Consider the following 20,507-nt stretch of genomic DNA (forward strand, 5'->3'; position numbering starts at 1 on the left):
TTACTTTGCGTCATACCACGTTGGACCGTATGAATAATCAACCTTTAATGGAACGGAAAGCTCAATCGCATGCTCCATCACTTCAGGTACAAGTTTCTCTAACTTTTCTACCTCTTCTTGCGGCACTTCAAAAATAAGTTCATCGTGCACTTGCAGTAGAAGACGTGCTTGTAATCCTTCTTCTTCTAATCGATCCGCCATAATAATCATTGCTTTTTTGATAATATCAGCAGCACTTCCTTGAATAGGTGTATTCATTGCAGTCCGCTCTGCAAAGCCGCGTACATTAAAATTACGACTCGTAATTTCTGGGATGTAACGACGGCGATTTAGCAATGTAGATACATAGCCTTTTTGTTTCGCCTCTTGCACAATATCACTCATGTACTCTTTGACTCCTGGAAAACTCTCTAAATACTTTTGAATGAAATCAGCTGCTGCTTTTCGCGTAATACCTAGGTTTTGCGATAAACCGTAGTCACTAATTCCATATACAATCCCGAAGTTTACCGCTTTCGCTTGGCGTCTCATATTAGAGGTTACATCATCCTTTTCAACGCCAAACACATCCATCGCTGTTTTTGTGTGAATATCCATATCATGTTGGAATGCTTCAATTAAACCGTGATCTTTCGAAATATGGGCTAATACACGTAATTCGATTTGAGAATAATCTGCAGCAAACATAACCCAATCTTTTTCTGACGGAATAAACGCTTGGCGGATTTTTCTTCCTTCCTCTAAACGAATCGGAATGTTTTGTAAGTTAGGTTCCGTTGAGCTTAAACGCCCTGTTTGTGTTAATACTTGGTTAAAGCGCGTATGAATTTTAGACGAATCTGTATATACAACCTTTAGTAACCCTTCGATATACGTAGAATTTAATTTCCCTAACTGGCGATAATGTAAGATTTTCGGAATAATTTCATGATGCTCCATTAATTTTTCCAAAACATCAGCCGATGTAGAATAACCTGTTTTTGTCTTCTTAATAACCGGTAAGTTTAAGGTTTCAAATAAGATGACACCAAGCTGCTTCGGTGAGTTAATATTAAATTCTGTTCCTGCCAGCTCATAAATTTCTTCTTCCATTTTCTTTAGCTGCGTAGCCAATTCATCACCCATCGCGCGGAGACGATTCGTATCAACTGCAACGCCCTTACATTCCATATCTGCTAATACGCGGCAAAGCGGCATTTCCAGCTCAGTAAATAATTCGTACTGCTCATTTTTTTTCAGCTCTTCAGCAAACGATTGCTGTACATCATATAACACATGTACTTTTCGTGCTACGTGTTCTGCAACAACTTCCTGCTCTGGTACAGCACGTTTTGCACCTTTTCCGTATACTTCTTCATCTGACTGCACAGCATGCATATCTTTCATTTTCGCAACAGCACGGAAATCTTTATCTGTCTCTGCTGGATCAAGTAAATATGCTGCAATTAATAAATCAAAGTCAATTCCCTTTATTTCATAGCCTTTCCACTTTAACGAAACAATTGCACGCTTTGCATCAAATGTATACTTCTTCATTTCCGGATTCGCTAACCAGTCCGTAAAAGCCTGTGATGAAAGAGCAATATCAGCCTTAACAAAATAACATCCATTTTCGTTTTGAATACCAAACCCTTGAATATCCGCTCCGTGATAATTATCCTCTTGCACTTCTACAATGATTGCACTATCCTGCTGCAACATTTCTTCCGTTACTTCTTCTACAATTTCAAATGAAATATCATCGAGCTCAGCTGCAGGTGTTTCTACAACCGGTGCGCCGAGCTTCGTTAAGAGAGAATGGAACCCTAAGTTCTCGAACACCGGAATTACATCGCTATGTTCATATCCGTTAAAAGCAATATCTTCTAAATGAATTGTAACTGGTGCATCGGTAATAATTGTCGCTAACTCTTTACTCATCAATGCTTGTTCTTTATTTTCTTCAAGCTTCTCTTTTAATTTCTTACCGCTCACTTTGTCTAAGTTTTCATATACAGCCTCTACTGTTTCAAATTGTGTTAACAATTTAATAGCTGTCTTCTCGCCAACACCAGGGACACCTGGGATATTATCTGATTGATCTCCCATTAGTCCTTTCATATCAATAATTTGCTTTGGTGATAAGCTGTATTTTTCAAATAACGTTTCTTTCGTATACTCATCTACTTCTGTAATTCCTTTACGCGGAATACAAACGCGCGTATTGTCTGAAACAAGTTGAAGCAAATCTTTATCTCCTGAAATCACTTTTACTTCAATCCCTTGCTCACTCGCTTCTTTCGCCAATGTTCCCATAATGTCATCCGCTTCGTAGTTCTCTAATTCGTAGCGAGGCACATGAAACGCATCTAACAATTCACGAATGAATGGAAACTGCTCTGATAATTCTGGTGGCGTTTTTTGGCGGCCGCCTTTATATTCACTAAATGTTTTATGACGAAACGTCGTTTTCCCCGCATCAAAAGCAACAAGCATATGCGTTGGTTTTTCTTCTTCTAAAATTCTCATTAGCATCATCGTAAAACCATAAATGGCATTTGTATGTATACCTTTATCGTTATTTAAAAGCGGCAATGCAAAGAACGCGCGATACGCAATATTATTTCCATCAACTAAAACAACTTTCTTTTCCAAATGGAACAACCTCCCCGTAAAAAATTAAAACGATTTCTCAATACAATAGAAAAAGCCGTTGTTTTTCTTCTCTCTATATTACCACGACTGAAAGAGAGAAGAAAAACAATGGCTTTCTTTATAACTATATTCAACATAATAAGTGAAAACTATTTTGTCATGCAAAAGGGAAGTGACGAGAATAAGCTTCCTTATCCTCGTCCCAAACTACTCCTTGGATGAAGGGGTTTTCATGTATTATAGTAACAGACCTTTATTAATATAAAATGAAGCTATTGTTAATATAATGTAAACATCTATTTCGTATACTTTTGAAGAGTAACAATAAATGTCGTTCCAACCCCAATCTTACTTTCTACAGTAATCATCCCATGATGTGCTTCAACTAAATGTTTCACAATAGATAATCCAAGTCCTGTACCACCCGTATTACGACTGCGCGCTTTATCAACACGGTAAAAACGTTCAAAAATACGAGGAATCTCCCCTTTTTCTATTCCAATACCTGTATCTGACACCTTTATATATACGTTTTGGCTATCATGAGAAAACGTAACAGAAACAGCTCCCCCGGCCGGCGTATATAGAATTGCGTTATTCATCAAGTTAATAAAAACTTGTTTTAACCGCACTGCATCTCCTATGACAGAAACATGATCATTCACATCAACATGCAAACGAATGTCTTTATCTGTTGCTTTATTATTTAATATCATACCAACTTCTTCTAGCAGCTCTTTTAAGTCGACAACACCCATATTTAATTGAAACCCTTGTTGCTCAATTTTCGATAAATCAAGTAAGTCTTCAATTAACGCTTGCATTCGGTCGCTTTCTTTCAAAATAATATGTAAGAAGTGCTCACGAAACTGCTGGTTTTCCATCGCTCCGTCAAGTAATGTTTCTGAAAATCCTTTAATAGAAGTAATTGGTGTTTTCAGTTCATGCGAAACATTTGCCAAGAAATCTTTACGCATTTGCTCAAGCTTCTTAAGCTCTGTAATATCATGGAAAACAAGGACAATTCCTTTCCATTCATGGTTCGTTCCAATAATAGGAGCACCGTACACTTCAAAATGTTTTCTTTCAATTTCAAGAGGCAACAACATTTGCTTTCGCACTTTAACCTCTGTCATAAAAATTTCTTCCACGAGTTCGACAATTTCTTTATGTATAAATGCCTGATAATATAACCGATGCAAATACTCTTCATCTGTTACATGGAAAATCTCTTTATAAGAGCGGTTAACAAGACTAATATAACCACGGCTATCAATTAAAATCATACCGCTCCCCATATTTTCAATAAGTGTATGCAACCGATCTTGCTGCATTTCTTGCTCTAATGTCATCTCTTGTAAATTACGTGCTAAAATGTTCATTGCCTTACTGAGCATTCCCGTCTCATCTGAATGTTTTTCATAAGCACGCGCTTTATAGTTCCCTTTTGCCAATTCAATAGCTACTTTTGTAACAGACTCAATCGGCCGAATATATTGTGCTGTAATTTTCATCCCAAGAAATATAACAACGAGACAAGAACTAATAAAGCCAACAATTAACAAGCCCCACATTTTGGGATGTACAGTTTTCAAAGATTCCATAGAAGCGTTAATAATGAGATACCCTTTCTTCCCCTGTGCATCTTGAATAAAAGTCGCATAATAATAAGGGTATTTATCCTTCGTTTCCTTCATTACCACTGTATGCGGTTGGTTTCTTGCTTCAGAAAGAAGTTCTTCTATCACTTCTTTATGTAACACCGTCTGCTCTTTTACAGTATCATATTGAACTTGTTTTTGTTCATCTAGAAACGTTACGTATAAACTGAAGTGCTCTTCTAATTTCGAAAATACATTTGGATTCTTTAGAACATGATCAATTCCTTCCGCCTCAACGACAGAAGCAATATACTTTGTTTCTTTCTCGATTCTCTCATGGACATGATCAACATAAAATCCTTCAAATACTTTTTCAATCAACATCCCTGTTCCTACAACAATAAGTACAATGAGAGAAATAAACGTAAGGAGAAGCCTTGAGCGAAATTTATTCATCTCCTTTTGGCTCCTCCAATTTATAACCTAATCCGCGGATTGTTTTAATATAAGTTGGTTTTTTTGTGTTTTTTTCGATTTTATCTCGCAAGTGACTAATATGAACATCAACAATACGTGTATCACCAGCAAAGTCATAATTCCACACTGCACTTAGCAGCTGATCGCGAGTTAACACGCGGCCTTTATGTTTCGCTAAATATACGAGTAATTCAAATTCTTTTGGTGTAAGTTCTAACTTATCTCCTTTAAAGTATGCTTCATAAAAATCCGGTAAAATTTTCAACCCAGCAAGTATAATACTATTTTCATCTTCTGCTTCCGGAGCTTGTTCATCATGAATTTTCGTACGGCGCAAAATAGCTTTTACACGCGCAACTACTTCTCTTGGACTAAACGGCTTTGTCATGTAATCATCTGCTCCAAGCTCAAGCCCTAATACTTTATCAAATTCATCGTCTTTTGCAGTTAACATTAAAATAGGAGTCATTATCCGCCCTAGACGCAGTTCTTTACAAACTTCCATGCCATCCATCTTTGGAAGCATTAAATCTAATATAATGAGATCAGGACGCTCTGTCTGTGCCTTATGCAGCGCTGTTTCCCCATCCATCGCTGTTATAACCTCAAACCCTGCTTGCTGCAGATTAAATTCGATTAAAGTTAAAATAAACTCCTCATCGTCTACGACCAAAATTCGATTGCTCATTCTATTCCTCCAAGTTATAGGTTCTAAACCTTCCTCATCCTAATACCCTTCCCCGATATTTCCATCATACTAGAAAACAAAATCCCTCTCAATACAATTGTGCTTTGAAAAATGTGACTTTATTTCCTACTTTACAAGCAGTCTCCTACTGACTGCTGTTTCACTTTATGCTACCCTTATACAAGAAAACGATAAAATACATTTTCCTATATTATTAAGCAGTGTAGGCTTTGTTTCCAGAAAGGGGTATTTAGATACCGTAAGTCTAAAACTGGTAACGATATTCTACTTATATTTATTGGTTATATATTGATGATGATATTCTTAGCTTACATTGGGGCGACAGACCATAAATAGCAGGATAAACCACTCTTCTTTTCAAGAGTAAAGAGCATCTAGTGGAGTAATCTTGATTCTTTTTCGACATATAGATTGCGGCCATGCAGAAGAGCCCGCACTTGCTTTCTCTCTTTGTGTTACCTTGCATGTGGCAGGAAAGGGCACTGACCGTTTCTACGCATAGCCAAATGCTCTCACCCTCCGAAAAAGAATGATTTTATCCCGCATTAACGGGCAGTAATACTCCCACCTCAAGATTGAGAGAGAAGCAAAGAAGATAGGTGGGAGATAACTGCTCGTAAAAGCCCGATTGGTTCAACTAACCATCAGTGGGGGATGAAGAAAACCCCCATTGATGGAAGTTTCACTTTATTTCGTTTTTTTAATTTGGATGTATATAGAATAGAAAGGAGCTTTTATGTTAAAAGCATTTATTATCTTTTTTCTTGCAGGCTTAGCTGAAATTAGCGGCGGTTACCTTATTTGGAAATGGCTGCGCCAAGGCGGTTCTATTGGAATTGGAATCATCGGAGCAGTTATTTTATTTTTATATGGTGTTATCGCTACGTTTCAAGTATTCTCAAGTTTCGGAAGAGTGTATGCAGCTTACGGCGGCGTGTTTATTGTCATGAGTTTGCTGTGGGGCTGGTGGGTTGATAAGAAAACTCCCGACTTATTCGACTGGGCTGGAGCTTCTGTTTGTATCGTTGGCGTATTTATTATGTTGTGGCCGCGTGGGTAAAAAACGAAAGCTGTCCCAAAAACACTATTTTTAGGACAGCTTCTTTCATTAAAAATTATCAAGAGATCTTTCAAATATCGTCGTTAAATGATGCGGCGGTGCTACTGTTAGTAACCCTTTTATTACTTCTTCTTCCTGTTCATTGTACGCAACCATTTGCATTTCAATGAAATGATCTTCTGGGTAAACGGAAACAACTTCAAAATGAATTTGGAGCGTTGTGTAGTGATATACAGGCTTTACAAATTCGAGTTCTTGTCTTACAACGTGACTTCCTGGACCAGGTAAGTACTTTGTAACTGCAGTTGTAACAATCCCCGTTAACATAATAGTTGGTACAATTGGTTTTTCATACGGAGTTTGGGATGCGTAATCATGCTGAATATATAACGGATTCGAATCATTCGTTAATCCTAAATATAATAACAAATCTTTGTCTTCTATTTTCTCTGTAACGGATAACTTTTCCCCTAATGTAATTTCATCCATTTTACGACCTAATTTGCTTCTTTTCTTTAACATGATACAATCCCTCCGATCGATATTTTCATTATCCTACTCGAAGTGATATATTATACGAATCTTTATAAAGACGAGAGAACATTCGCTACAAGTCTACGTGTTATATTGTAGGATACCTCTTTGTTAACGCTTTCAAATTATTTTACAAAAACATCCTTCTAATAGTGGAAAAAGATTCGGGAACCCCGAATCTTTTTCCTTCTTTTTTATGCAAGAACTTTCATTACACTGCGTATAGATTCTACAGAACGATCTAATCCTTCTTTTTCTTCCGGAAGAAGATCTAATTCAATAATCTTTTCGATTCCGTTACCACCAAGGATAACTGGAACACCTAAGTAAAGATCGCTATAGCCATATTCACCTTCAAGGTATGCAATAGCCGGTAAAACGCGGCGTTGGTCTTTTAAGATCGCCTCAGCCATCTCTACTAAAGAAGCAGCTGGTGCATAGTATGCACTACCGTTTCCTAATAGATTTACAATTTCACCGCCGCCTTTACGAGTGCGTTCAACAATCGTATCTAGGCGTTCTTTCGAAATCAATGTTTCAAGCGGAATACCACCTGCATAAGAATAACGAACAAGCGGCACCATCTCATCACCGTGTCCACCAAGAACAAATCCTGTAATATCTTTCACAGATAGATTTAATTCTTGTGCAATAAATGTACGGAAACGAGCTGTATCTAATACACCAGATTGACCGATAACGCGCTCTTTCGGGAATCCAGCTTCTTTAAATACAGAATATGTCATTGCATCAACTGGATTTGTTAATACAATAATAATTGTATTCGGAGAATATTTCGCAATTTCCTGCGTTACACTTTTCATAATTTTAGAGTTTGTTGCTACTAAATCATCACGGCTCATCCCTGGCTTACGAGCGATACCTGCCGTAATAATTACTACGTCAGAATCAGCTGTATCTGCGTAATCAGATGTGCCAATAATATTAGCATCGAAACCTTGTACAGGGCTTGCTTCTAACATATCTAACGCTTTCCCTTTTGTTGGATTTTCAAGTTGCGGAATGTCCACTAATACAACGTCTGCTAATTCTTTTTGTGCTAATAAGAATGCTGCTGTTGCCCCTGTAAATCCTGCACCGATGACTGAAACTTTTTTGCGTTTGATTGTCATAATTTCTCCCCCACTTTGAATTATGCGTTTTTAATAATTGCTGCGTCCATATTGTTAATAAGGGCATCAGCAAATTCGGAACATTTCACTTCAGTTGCACCTTCCATAAGGCGTGCGAAGTCATATGTTACCACTTTTGAAGCAATCGTTTTTTCTACAGAATTAGTAATTAAATTCGCCGCTTCATTCCATCCTAAATGTTCTAACATCAATACTCCTGAAAGAAGAACTGAAGATGGATTTACTTTATCTAAACCTGCATATTTTGGAGCTGTACCATGTGTCGCTTCAAAAATAGCATGCCCAGTAACATAGTTAATGTTAGCACCCGGTGCAATACCGATGCCTCCAACTTGTGCTGCAAGTGCATCAGAAATATAATCGCCATTTAAGTTCATTGTTGCTACAACATCGAACTCGCGTGGACGTGTTAAGATTTGTTGTAAGAAAATATCTGCAATTGAATCTTTTACGATGATTTTTCCAGCCGCTTCTGCATCTGCCATCGCTTTATTCGCAGCATCTTTTCCTTCTTTCTCAACAATTCGATCATATTCAGCCCAAGTGAATACTTTGTCGCCAAATTCTTGTTCTGCTACTTCATAACCCCAGTTTTTGAAAGCTCCTTCTGTAAATTTCATAATGTTACCTTTATGAACTAATGTAACAGAAGAACGTTTTTCATTAATTGCATATTGAATCGCAGCGCGAACAAGACGCTTTGTACCTTCTTCAGAAATTGGTTTAATACCAAGTCCAGAAGTTTCTGGGAAACGGATTTTCTTTACACCCATTTCATTTTGTAAAAACGCAAGAAGCTTTTGAACCTCTTCAGAACCTTGCGCATATTCAATACCAGCGTAGATATCCTCCGTATTTTCACGGAAAATCACCATATCAGTATCTTCCGGACGCTTAATAGGAGAAGGAACCCCATCAAAATAGCGAACAGGACGTAAACATACGTATAAGTCTAATTCTTGACGAAGTGCTACGTTTAAAGAACGAATTCCGCCACCAACAGGAGTTGTTAACGGTCCTTTAATTGCGATTAAATATTCGCGAATCAATTCTAACGTTTCTTCTGGTAACCACTCACCTGTTTGATTAAATGCTTTTTCCCCTGCAAGCACTTCTTTCCAAACAATTTTCTTCTCGCCATTATATGCTTTTTCAACAGCTGCTTCTAACACACGAGATGCTGCTGCCCAAATATCTGGTCCAATTCCGTCTCCTTCAATAAAAGGAATGATTGGATTGTTAGGTACATTCATAACACCATTCGTTACGGTAATTTTTTCTCCTGTAGTCAATGTGATTACCCCCATGTTTGAAATTTCATATATATGAAACTGAGGGATAAATCCCTCAGTTCAAATCATAATTCAAGTCTAAATATTTCAATCATTATATCTTTGCGAAAAAGTCAGATTAATGAAAGCGCATTATATTCTTTGTCCGATTGGTATATAGCGTTGGTTAATCGGACCAGTATAGTCTGCACGCGGACGGATTAGGCGGTTATTTTCATATTGTTCTAGAATATGAGCTAACCAACCAGACATACGGCTGACTGCAAAGATTGGTGTAAATAGATCATGATCAATTCCTAAGCAGTGGTACACAGATGCAGAATAAAAATCTACATTTGGTGGAAGATGTTTTGCTGAAGTTACAAGCTCTTCAATTTTAATAGACATATTATACCACTTCTCTTGTCCTGTTAGCACGCATAATCGCTTAGACATTTCACGTAAATGTTTTGCACGTGGATCACCATTGCGGTATACACGATGACCAAAGCCCATAATTTTTACTTTATTGTCAAGTGCATTATGAATATATGATTCTACATTTTCTTCTTCGCCAATTTCCATTAGCATCTTCATTACGTTTTCGTTTGCTCCGCCATGAAGTGGTCCCTTTAAAGCACCAATTGCTGCTGTAATACCGGAATATACATCAGAAAGTGTAGCCACACAAACACGTGCTGTGAAAGTAGATGCATTTAATTCATGATCCGCATGAAGTACAAGCGCTTTATCAAACGCTTCAATTTCAACTTCATTTGGCTCACGATCATTTAACATATATATAAAGTTTGCAGCTAATGATAAATCTTTACGAGGCTCGATAACAGGTAACCCCTTGCGAATTCTCGCATATGCTGCAACAAGAGTTGCAACTTGCGCCTGTAGTTTAACCGCTTTCAAATAATTAGATGCCTCATCCATTAATTCAGCACTTTCATCATACAATGATAGCATGGAAATTGCTGTACGTAAAACTGACATTGGATGCGCAACTGTTAAATTTGTGTGTTGTAAATATTCCAAAATATCTTTTGGCACTGCCGCATGCTCGGCTAACTGTGTTTTTAATTCCTCTAATTCTACTTCATTTGGAAGTTTGCGATGCCATAATAAATATACAACTTCTTCAAATGTAGCATTTTCAGCTAAATCATCAATATTATATCCCACATAAGTTAATGTATCATCAATAATAGAGCTTACAGATGATGTTGTTGCTACTACCCCTTCTAAACCTCGAATAACAGTCATTATAATCTCTCCTTTTCCTCGAAATTTCTCCCCAACCTAATACTTTTTCTCAATTAAATGTGTGTTCCACTGTTCAAGAAAGTGAATGAGCACCCGTTCACCTCTTAAACAAGTGAAATACACAATGGCACAATCATTACCATTTTTACATCTATCTATCGTCCCACACTATGTAGCATGGGCGTGAGCTTCTCCCCGAACCCCCACGCCTAAAACGACACATAGTGAGGAAATATAATTTCGGAGAGCTTTCCTATAAAAACAGCATAAAACAATATTAACAAAATTATTTCATGTTATTTTTATTTTATCTGGTGTAGGTCTATGCTGTTATGTAACTCGAAGAAGTGCCTTACATACATTATAAACAATTATCTGACTTTTGTGAATGGAAAGAATTCGAAAATTTTATATTAAAATAAATTTTTTTATTTAAACAGCTGTATAATGTTCATCACAGCGTATGCAATTCCTGCTCCAATTAACGGTCCTACCGCCACTCCATTAAATAGTGCTACCGCAAGAATTGTTCCAAACACAAGAGCAGTTGTAATGTGCGGATCGTGCGCTAAAAGTTGTACACCACCTTTGGCAATAAGCGCCACAGCAATTCCTGAAGCGAGAGCAATCCAAGCATAATAAGATTTTGTCGCCTCTACAAGCTGCTTAAATCCAATTTCTCCTGTTGCAATTGGGACAAGGACCGCAATTGTTATAACGGTAACCCCAAGGTTAATTCCTTTCGTTTGCAAATAAGGGAAAATTTTGTCTCCTAAAAACGTCCACTTTAGTAAAAATAGAACACTAACCGCTACTGTTAAAGATTGATTTTTCGCGATAAGTCCGATGACAAGAAGTATGAATAAAAATAAAGTCGACTGACTAATCATGATGTCGCATCCTTTCTGAAAATAATGAAGAGCTCTCAAATATGTCCCCTTTCTGAAATAAAAAGAGGAATTCGCTCTTCAAATAGAGAATCGTTTCCACTTATACCAAAAGTGATTACTTTCCTTTTCTTTCTTATAAGAAAAAGGTAAAATAAAAAAGAAAAAATCTATATTACATCATACCATACCATTTACAGAAGAGGCATGAAGCACCTCATTATTTGATGTATATTTTCAAGTTAATCATTACACAAGCTTCGCTCATACGTAACATTTTTTGCAGAGGAGGGAAAACACCTTTGAGTCGAAATTCACTCTACATAGCACTTCGACTTCTCTTTGTTATTGCAGCAACTATATTAGGAGTATACGCGCTGTTGTATATATCAAGTCTTGTCTATCCATTTATTATCGCTTTTGCAATTGCATATTTAATCAATCCAGTTGTAAACTTTCTTGATCAAAAACTACGATTCCCTCGTGCTTTGTCTGTATTTATTAGCCTCGTTCTTGTTTTTGGCGCCATCGTCGGGCTCGTTACGTATCTTGTAACAGAAGCAATTTCCGCAACAACATATTTGTTACAAATCGTACCAGAAAAATTCCCGGCTCTAGTTCAGTATTTACAGGAATTTGCACTTACCAATATTATGCCACTCTACAACGATTTGATTTCTAAGTTTAAGCATCTCGGTGCAACACAACAAAGCACGATTACAACAAACATTCAAAATCTCGGTACAGAAGCAACACAGCAAATGAAATCTATTTTGACAGCCATTATAAGCGGATTAACAAATTTCATTAGCGCTCTTCCAACCACCTTAACTGTTCTCGTATTCGTCTTGTTAGCCACTTTCTTTATTAGCTTTGACTGGCACCGCCTTGCCTGTAAAATCGAAAAGTTATTACCTAATCGATTACACGGTTATGGAAAAACAATTTTTGTGGATTTACGAAAAGCTTTATTTGGATTTGTGAAAGCACAATTTACACTCATATCCATGACGACCATTATCGTTCTAATTGGACTATTAATTTTGCGTGTACCGTACGCAATTACAATCGCCCTTGTTACAGGATTTGTGGATTTACTTCCATACTTAGGAACAGGAGCTGTTTTCGTTCCATGGATTATTTATATATTCTTTACAGGAGATACCGCCTTCGCACTTGGTTTACTTATTTTATATATCGTTGTCATCGTGCAGCGTCAATTAATGGAGCCAAAGGTATTATCATCTAACATTGGACTTGATCCACTGCCAACATTATTTTCTTTATTTATCGGATTTAAACTATTTGGTTTTTTAGGATTAATTATTGGTCCTGTAACACTCGTTTTATTAAATACATTGCATAAAGCAAATGTATTTAAAGATCTTTGGAAGTTTATAAAAGGGTAATAGCTACACCACCTAAAACAAGGAGAAGTCCCTCCTTGTTTTTTTATTTATAAAAATGAATAAAAATACTATATTTTCCTTCATTTTTCTACAAATGAATAAATATTCACCTGTTTTTCCGACAAAAAATAACGCTTGAAGAGTTTTTCTCTCTCAAGCGTTATTTTTGCACAATAATTGTATTGTTTCGATTTATTTTTCGTTCCATCCATTTGATTACCATATATTTCACTGGTTTTCTCGCTGCTGGAATCAATAAAATTATTCCTACACAATCTGTTATATAGCCAGGTATCATTAGAAGTATACCACCTGCAAAAATACAAATCGCATCCAATACAGCATCACCTGGAAGTTCACCTCTACTGAACCGATATTGAATATCTCTCCATACTGCTAACCCTTGTCGCTTTGCTATATATGCTCCAATTATACTCGTTAGTATAATAACACAAAATGTCGGCCATAACCCAATCCATTGACTCGATCCGATTAACATTGTAATTTCTAACGCTGGAATTAAAATAAACAAGAAGAGAAACACTTTCATTCCTCTCACCTCTTTTTCTAAATCTTCTTATTTTCAAATTTTGTAAAAAAAAGAGAAGGATTTACATCCTTCCCCACATATTATTACTTATAGCACTTCCGCATGTCCATTATATACAATTCCACGCGCCGCATCAACTGTTACTTCTTGGCCGCTTTTTAGCGTAGCAGTTGCAGTTGTTACACCAACGATAACTGGAATGCCAATTGATACACCAACAACTGCTGCATGGCTTGTTAATCCGCCTTCTTCTACAACAAGTGCTGCTGCTTTTTCAATCGCAGGAATCATATCTTTATCAGTGCTTACTGTAACAAGAATAGAACCTTCTGTTACGTTCGCTAATGCTTCCTCAGCTGTTTTAGCTACAACAACTTTACCTTTTGCTGTTTTACGGCCAATTCCTTGTCCTTTAGCGATTTGTTCGCCAACAACATGAATTTTCATTAAGTTTGTTGTACCAGTTTCAGCAAGTGGTACACCAGCAGTGATTACAACTGTATCACCAAGACCGATCATCTCTGCATCCATAGCTGTTTGAATTGCAGTTTCTAACATTTCATCTGTAGATTTCGCTTTTTCTTCCGCCATATACGCTTGCACACCCCAAGATAGTGCAAGACGACGACATACTTGCTCATTAGATGTTACAGCTACAATTGGAGATTTCGGACGATATTTAGAAATCATTTTTGCAGTATAACCGCTTTCTGTAGGAGCTACGATTGCCGCTACGTCAAGTGCGATTGCTGTATGTGCAACAGATTGGCTAATTGCATCTGTAATTGTGCAAGATTGCTCTTGTAGACGTTTTTGGAACATATCTTCATATTGCAGTGATTTTTCAACACGTAATGCAATATTCGCCATCATTTTCACTGCTTCAACTGGATATAAACCTGCTGCCGTTTCACCAGAAAGCATGATTGCATCTGTACCATCGAAAATAGCGTTCGCTACGTCACTTGCTTCCGCACGTGTCGGACGAGGATTACGTTGCATAGAATCTAACATTTGCGTTGCAGTGATAACTGGCTTTCCTAATACGTTACATTTTTTGATTAGACGTTTTTGTACTAACGGTACTTCTTCTGGTGGAATTTCTACACCCATGTCACCGCGCGCTACCATTAAACCATCAGAAACTTCTAGGATAGAATCGATATTATCGATACCTTCTTGGTTCTCGATTTTCGGAATAATTTGAATGTGTCCTGCGCCGTGCGCTTCTAATAGCTCACGAATTTCTAATACGTCAGATGCTTTACGTACGAAAGAAGCTGCAATGAAGTCAACGCTTTGCTCGATACCGAAGACGATATCTTGAATATCTTTTTCTGTAATACCAGGAAGTTTAATACTTACGTTTGGTACGTTTACACCTTTTTTATTTTTTACCATACCGCTGTTTAATACTTTTGTGCGGATATCACCGTTTGCTTTTTCGATTACTTCTAACTCAATAAGACCGTCATCAATTAGAATGCGAGAACCTGGGTCTACATCGTCATAAAGTCCTGCATAAGTTACAGAGAATTTTTCAGCAGTTCCTAACACTTGCTCTGTAGAAATAACAACTTCTGCACCTGTTTTTAGTTCAGCTTGTCCGTCTACAAAGTCATGTGTACGAATTTCTGGACCTTTTGTATCAAGTAAGATTGCTACCGTTTTACCTGTTTTCTTTGCAGCCTCACGGATCGTTTTAATGCGTAATCCATGCTCCTCATGACTACCATGAGAGAAGTTTAAACGACAAACGTTCATACCTGCTTCGATTAATTGTTCTAATTTCTCAATACTTTCACTAGCGGGACCGATTGTACATACAATTTTAGTTTTGCGCATACCGCACCTCCGAATATTTATGAAAACGTTACCATTAACTTAACATTACAACAATTAGATAGATAATTCTTTTGATAATTGATACATCTCTGCATCAATTTCATGTTTTTTCGCTAATGCTTCAATAATATCATGATCAACAAGTTGGTTATCTTGAATACCTACGCAACGGCCACCTTTTCCTTCTAATAAAAGCTCGACTGCTCTTGCACCAAGACGACTCGCTAACACACGATCCATCGCACTCGGAGATCCTCCGCGTTGTACGTGACCTAATACTGTAACACGCGTATCAAAATTAGTCGCTTCTTCGATTTGTTTACCGATTTCAATCGCGCTGCCAACACCTTCAGCTACAACGATAATACTATGTTTCTTACCGCGTTCACTACCGCGTTTTAGACGAGCGATTACATCTCCCATATCATACTCTGCTTCTGGAATTAAGATTGTTTCTGCACCGTCTGCTAAACCAGCCCATAATGCGATATCACCTGCATGGCGACCCATTACTTCAATTACATATGTACGTTCATGGGATGTAGCTGTATCACGAATTTTATCAATTGCATCGATAACAGTATTTAAAGCTGTATCAAAACCAATTGTGAAATCTGTACCAGGAATATCATTATCGATTGTGCCAGGTACACCAACACATGGGAAACCATGCTCTGTTAATTTCTTCGCACCTTGGTAAGAACCATCCCCACCAATAACAACAAGTCCTTCAATACCAAATTTCTTTAATTGTTCAATCCCTTTTAATTGCCCTTCTAGCTCTTTAAACTCAGGACATCTTGCTGTATATAATTTTGTTCCACCGCGATGAATAATATCGCCTACAGAACCTAATTCTAATTTTTCAATATGACCAGAAATTAATCCTGCGTATCCATGATAGATACCATACACTTCTAAATCATGATATATTGCTTTACGAACAACTGCACGAATAGCAGCGTTCATTCCAGGTGAATCTCCACCACTTGTCAAAACACCAATACGTTTCATTAGTACTCACCTCATAAAGATTATTTGCCTTATAATAAAATAACATGAAGAAATATAAAATTACAATGGAGAAGATGTGTCTTTTCATAAGAAAAACGTGCATTCGCGAGATGGAACGCACGCTTTTTCTATTTTACCCCAATGGAAGCGTTTGAAAACGAAACTTGCCCAATTTTCATATATTTTTTATAGCGATTTTCGATTAGCTGCTCTTTCGAAACACCTTCCAATTGTTGGAACGTTTTTTGCAGAGTACGATTTATATATTCCGCTTGCTTCACTACGTCGCGATGTGCACCGCCGCGAGCTTCTGGAATAATTTCATCAATGACACCTAATTCTTTCAAATTAGCCGCTGTGATTTTCATCGTTTCTGCAGCTTCTTTTGATTTCGTAGCATCTTTCCAAAGAATTGCCGCTGCTCCTTCAGGCGAAATAACCGAATATGTGGAGTTTTCTAGCATGTATACATAATTACCTACACCAAGTCCTAACGCACCGCCACTTCCACCTTCACCAATTACAATACAAATAACAGGTACAGTCAGTCCAGCCATTTCAAATAAATTGCGCGCAATTGCTTCACTTTGTCCACGCTCTTCAGCTGCCTTTCCTGGATATGCACCTTTTGTATCAACAAAACAGATGATTGGGCGATTAAATTTTTCAGCTTGCTTCATAAGGCGCAGCGCTTTGCGATACCCTTCTGGATGAGGCATTCCGAAATTACGGCGAATATTTTCTTTCGTATCTTTCCCGCGCTGATGACCAATTACTGTAACAGGCATCCCGTTATATTTCGCAATCCCGCCGACAATTGCTGCATCATCGCCAAATAATCGATCTCCGTGACACTCAAAAAAATCAGTAAATAAGTGCTGGATGTAATCCAGCGTTGCCGGTCTTTCCGCATGACGCGCAATTTGAACACGGTCCCACACTTTCATGTTACCGTATATTTCTTCTTCTAAATGCTCTAATTTGCCTTCCAAGATACGAATCTCTTCACTGAAGTCCATCTGACTGTTTTTCGTATACTCTTTTAACTCGCTAATTTTATTTCTTAGCTCAACAACTGGTTTTTCGAATTCTAATTCTGCCATGACACCACTTCCTCCCCTTGATGAACTTCTAAAATCTTACGGAGCGTGTCTCTCATATCATTGCGATGCACAACTGCATCTAATTGTCCGTGTTCTAATAAAAACTCTGCCGTTTGGAAATCCTCTGGCAATTTCTCACGAACCGTCTGTTCAATTACACGACGACCGGCAAACCCAATTAATGCACCAGGTTCTGCTAGATTGTAATCACCAAGTGAAGCAAAGCTCGCAGAAACTCCGCCTGTCGTTGGGTGTGTCATAATTGAAATGAATAAACCACCTGCATTGCTATGTTTTTTTAAAGCTATACTTGTCTTCGCCATTTGCATTAAGCTTAAAATACCCTCTTGCATACGCGCTCCGCCTGATGCAGTAAAAATAAGAAACGGCGCTTTCATTTCATATGCTTTTTCAACAGCACGCGCAATTTTTTCACCTACAACAGAGCCCATGCTTCCCATTCGAAACCTTGAATCCATAACCGCAACAACAACAAGCATATCCTCGATCGTTCCTTCTCCTGTCACAACCGCTTCATTTAATCCGGTTTTTTTACGATCACTCTCAAGTTTCTCCTCGTAGCCAGGGAATTGAAGCGGGTTTGCCGAAATCATTTCTTTGTCATATTCACGAAATGAATTTTCATCTAACAAACTTTCAAGACGTTCCCATGCATTCATCGGGTGATGATAGCCACAGTTAACACATACTTTTAAATTTTTCAGAAGTTCTTTCGTATACATGATTTTTTTGCATTTCGGACATTTTGTCATGACACCGTCCGGTACATCTTTTCGTACCTGCTCTGAAGGAATTGCAGCATACTTTTTCTTCTTTAGGAATAAATCTCGTAGCAAAGTTTGACCCTCCTTTAGGTGATAAAAGAGCTAAGGTTAACGAGTAAGAAAATGGGGCTAACACCTAAATCAATTGGTGTTAGCCTTATTTTCTCAATTTGCCTTATAACTCGTCTCTTTACGTTTAACTTTAAACGTTATCTTGTAGAATTTGTGTCGGAACGTGTCATGGTTATTTCGACAAATTTTGTATAAAATTACAAATGAAACTGTATATTTCCCATTATTGCATCATAAAGCTCTAATGCTGTTTGTTCTTGTTTATTCTGTAATGCTATATATAGCTTTTCATGTAACTCGCGCGCGTTTAAATGAACATCACAAGAAAGCGTTGAAGCGTAGTCATGTACAATCATCCAAACACGATACATTAAATAATTATCAACTTGTTCTACAAGCGTTTTTAAAAAGGTTTGATGAAATACTGCGATAGATGATTGTTCATCGGAAAAAATTTCATGAAATGCTTCCAAACAGTTCCCTGTCTGTGTTTGACATAAAACACGAATCGCATCTTTTTCAAGCAATTCTTTCATTTGCAACAAATCCCGCCGCGTCTTTTCATCTTGTAATAAGAACGGTGCAATTAATTGCACCAGACCGTTTTCATAAAAATTTCGAATGAACGTCCCTTCACCGCGCCGCGTTTCAATTAGACCTACCAGTTCTAACGACCTGAGCGCTTCGCGAACAGATGAGCGTCCAACATTTAAACGTGCACTTAGCTCACGTTCAGACGGTAGGCGGTCGCCCGCCTTCAATCCATCCTCTTGTATGATAAAACGAATTTTTTTCACTATTTCTAGATATACTTTTGTTTGTGATGATGTCAATGAACATTCCTCGCTTATTCTTTGCCGATAATCGCTAGATTTCTCGTTCTTTCAGCTACTTCCTTCGGATCAACTTGACGGCGAGCAACACCTGTTTCCATTGCAGCTTTTGCAACATACGCTGCTACTTGTGGTGCTACGCGTACATCGAATGGAGCTGGAATAATATAATCAGCACTTAACTCTTCTTCTGATACAAGTTCAGCAATAGCTTGTACTGCTGCCACTTTCATCTCTTCGTTAATTTGCGTTGCATGTACATCAAGAGCACCACGGAAAATACCAGGGAAAGCTAATACGTTGTTTACTTGGTTTGGGAAATCTGAGCGTCCCGTACCTACAACTGCTGCTCCAGCTGCTTTTGCCATATCTGGCATAATTTCTGGATTTGGATTCGCCATCGCAAAGATAATTGCATCTTGGTTCATAGTACGAACCATTTCTTCCGTTAATGCGCCTTCTACAGATACACCGATGAACACATCTGCACCTTGAATCACTTCTGCTAATGAACCTTCTACACGATTTTTATTCGTGTATTTTGCCACTTCATTTTTCACAGCGTTCATACCGACAGAGCGCCCTTCAAAAATCGCGCCTTTCGTATCGCACATAATAATATCGCGTACACCGTAGCGATATAAAAGTTTAATAATTGCAATACCTGCTGCCCCAGCACCATTTGCAACAACTTTAATATCAGACATTTTCTTTCCAACTAGCTTTAACGCATTCACAAGACCCGCTACTGTTACAATTGCTGTTCCGTGTTGGTCATCGTGGAATACAGGAATATTTGTTTCTTTTTTCAAACGCTCTTCAATAATAAAGCAATTTGGTGCTGCAATATCTTCTAAGTTTACGCCGCCAAAAGTTGGCTCCATTAATTTTACAGTTTCAACAATTTTATCTACATCATTTGTATTTAAAGCAATTGGAAATGCATCTACACCAGCAAAACTCTTAAATAATACAGCTTTACCTTCCATAACAGGAAGTGATGCCTCCGGTCCAATATTTCCAAGACCTAATACAGCCGTTCCATCTGTTACAACTGCTACCATATTGCCCTTCATTGTATATTCGTATACCTTGCTCTTATCGTCATAAATAACCTTACATGGTTCTGCAACCCCTGGAGAATACGCAAGACTTAAATCTTTTGCATTTTCTACCTTTACTTTTGATACTGTTTCTAGTTTTCCTTGATGCACTCTATGCATGTGAAGTGCTTCTTCACGAAGTGTTGACAAACGATCCACTCTCCTCATATTTTCTTGCTGCATAATGTTATTCA

General features: G+C 37.7%; 17 protein-coding genes. 2 read left to right on the forward strand and 15 right to left on the reverse strand.

Features of this window, described 5'->3' with window-relative positions; translation table 11 throughout:
* From polA to BM350_RS05820, 3 genes are all read right to left on the reverse strand, one after another.
* Positions 1-2,634: a DNA polymerase I gene (gene polA / locus BM350_RS05810; protein WP_090916406.1), complete on the reverse strand. Its 2,634-nt coding sequence runs from the start codon at positions 2,632-2,634 to the stop codon at positions 1-3.
* A 296-nt stretch (positions 2,635-2,930) separates the two neighbouring features.
* Positions 2,931-4,691 carry a two-component system histidine kinase PnpS gene (locus tag BM350_RS05815; protein WP_090916404.1) on the reverse strand — a complete coding sequence of 587 codons (1,761 nt, stop codon included), beginning with the start codon at positions 4,689-4,691 and terminating at the stop codon, positions 2,931-2,933.
* A complete protein-coding gene (locus BM350_RS05820) occupies positions 4,684-5,400 on the reverse strand; it encodes a response regulator transcription factor (RefSeq protein WP_090916402.1) in 717 nt (238 codons plus the stop codon). The genes BM350_RS05815 and BM350_RS05820 overlap by 8 nt, the downstream gene beginning before the upstream one ends.
* 757 nt (positions 5,401-6,157) lie before the next feature.
* On the opposite strand from BM350_RS05820, the gene BM350_RS05825 reads away from it, so the two are divergent.
* Positions 6,158-6,481, forward strand: coding sequence for a YnfA family protein (locus BM350_RS05825; protein WP_090916400.1), 324 nt, complete (start codon positions 6,158-6,160; stop codon positions 6,479-6,481).
* Between the two features lie 48 nt (positions 6,482-6,529).
* Here BM350_RS05825 and BM350_RS05830 read toward each other — a convergent pair whose 3' ends face one another.
* The 5 genes from BM350_RS05830 to BM350_RS05850 form a co-directional block, all read right to left on the reverse strand.
* Positions 6,530-7,003, reverse strand: a complete 474-nt coding sequence (locus BM350_RS05830) for a MaoC family dehydratase (RefSeq protein WP_090916398.1) — start codon at positions 7,001-7,003, stop codon at positions 6,530-6,532.
* Between the two features lie 206 nt (positions 7,004-7,209).
* Positions 7,210-8,148 (reverse strand): malate dehydrogenase, encoded by a 939-nt coding sequence (gene mdh / locus BM350_RS05835; protein WP_090916396.1) that lies wholly within the window; start codon positions 8,146-8,148, stop codon positions 7,210-7,212.
* 20 nt (positions 8,149-8,168) lie between these two features.
* Positions 8,169-9,461 (reverse strand): NADP-dependent isocitrate dehydrogenase, encoded by a 1,293-nt coding sequence (gene icd, locus BM350_RS05840; protein ID WP_139207679.1) that lies wholly within the window; start codon positions 9,459-9,461, stop codon positions 8,169-8,171.
* Positions 9,462-9,593: 132 nt separating this feature from the next.
* Positions 9,594-10,712 carry a citrate synthase gene (citZ, locus tag BM350_RS05845; protein ID WP_090916392.1) on the reverse strand — a complete coding sequence of 373 codons (1,119 nt, stop codon included), beginning with the start codon at positions 10,710-10,712 and terminating at the stop codon, positions 9,594-9,596.
* A 428-nt stretch (positions 10,713-11,140) separates the two neighbouring features.
* Complete coding sequence (locus tag BM350_RS05850) at positions 11,141-11,602, reverse strand: DUF441 domain-containing protein (RefSeq protein ID WP_090916390.1); 462 nt, start codon at positions 11,600-11,602, stop codon at positions 11,141-11,143.
* 299 nt (positions 11,603-11,901) lie between these two features.
* Between BM350_RS05850 and ytvI the strand changes: the two genes are divergently transcribed.
* Positions 11,902-13,008, forward strand: coding sequence for a sporulation integral membrane protein YtvI (ytvI, locus tag BM350_RS05855; RefSeq protein ID WP_090916388.1), 1,107 nt, complete (start codon positions 11,902-11,904; stop codon positions 13,006-13,008).
* 160 nt (positions 13,009-13,168) lie between these two features.
* Here ytvI and BM350_RS05860 read toward each other — a convergent pair whose 3' ends face one another.
* From BM350_RS05860 to BM350_RS05890, 7 genes are all read right to left on the reverse strand, one after another.
* Complete coding sequence (locus tag BM350_RS05860) at positions 13,169-13,558, reverse strand: FxsA family protein (protein ID WP_090916386.1); 390 nt, start codon at positions 13,556-13,558, stop codon at positions 13,169-13,171.
* Positions 13,559-13,645: 87 nt separating this feature from the next.
* On the reverse strand, positions 13,646-15,403 hold the full coding sequence (pyk, locus tag BM350_RS05865) for a pyruvate kinase (RefSeq protein ID WP_090916384.1): 1,758 nt from the start codon (positions 15,401-15,403) through the stop codon (positions 13,646-13,648).
* 54 nt (positions 15,404-15,457) lie between these two features.
* Entirely contained in the window at positions 15,458-16,417 is a 960-nt protein-coding gene (gene pfkA / locus BM350_RS05870; RefSeq protein ID WP_090916382.1) for a 6-phosphofructokinase, read from the reverse strand.
* A gap of 128 nt (positions 16,418-16,545) precedes the next feature.
* Positions 16,546-17,520, reverse strand: a complete 975-nt coding sequence (gene accA / locus BM350_RS05875; protein ID WP_090916380.1) for an acetyl-CoA carboxylase carboxyl transferase subunit alpha — start codon at positions 17,518-17,520, stop codon at positions 16,546-16,548.
* Positions 17,508-18,377 (reverse strand): acetyl-CoA carboxylase, carboxyltransferase subunit beta, encoded by an 870-nt coding sequence (accD, locus tag BM350_RS05880; RefSeq protein ID WP_090916378.1) that lies wholly within the window; start codon positions 18,375-18,377, stop codon positions 17,508-17,510. The genes accA and accD overlap by 13 nt, the downstream gene beginning before the upstream one ends.
* Positions 18,378-18,574: 197 nt before the next feature.
* Positions 18,575-19,210, reverse strand: coding sequence for a FadR/GntR family transcriptional regulator (locus BM350_RS05885; protein ID WP_090916376.1), 636 nt, complete (start codon positions 19,208-19,210; stop codon positions 18,575-18,577).
* Between the two features lie 14 nt (positions 19,211-19,224).
* Entirely contained in the window at positions 19,225-20,481 is a 1,257-nt protein-coding gene (locus BM350_RS05890) for an NADP-dependent malic enzyme (protein WP_170857661.1), read from the reverse strand.
* Between the last annotated feature and the right edge of the window lie 26 nt (positions 20,482-20,507).

The sequence above is a fragment of the Bacillus sp. 103mf genome, assembly GCF_900116295.1.
GTDB classification, from domain to species: domain Bacteria; phylum Bacillota; class Bacilli; order Bacillales; family Bacillaceae_G; genus Bacillus_A; species Bacillus_A bruguierae.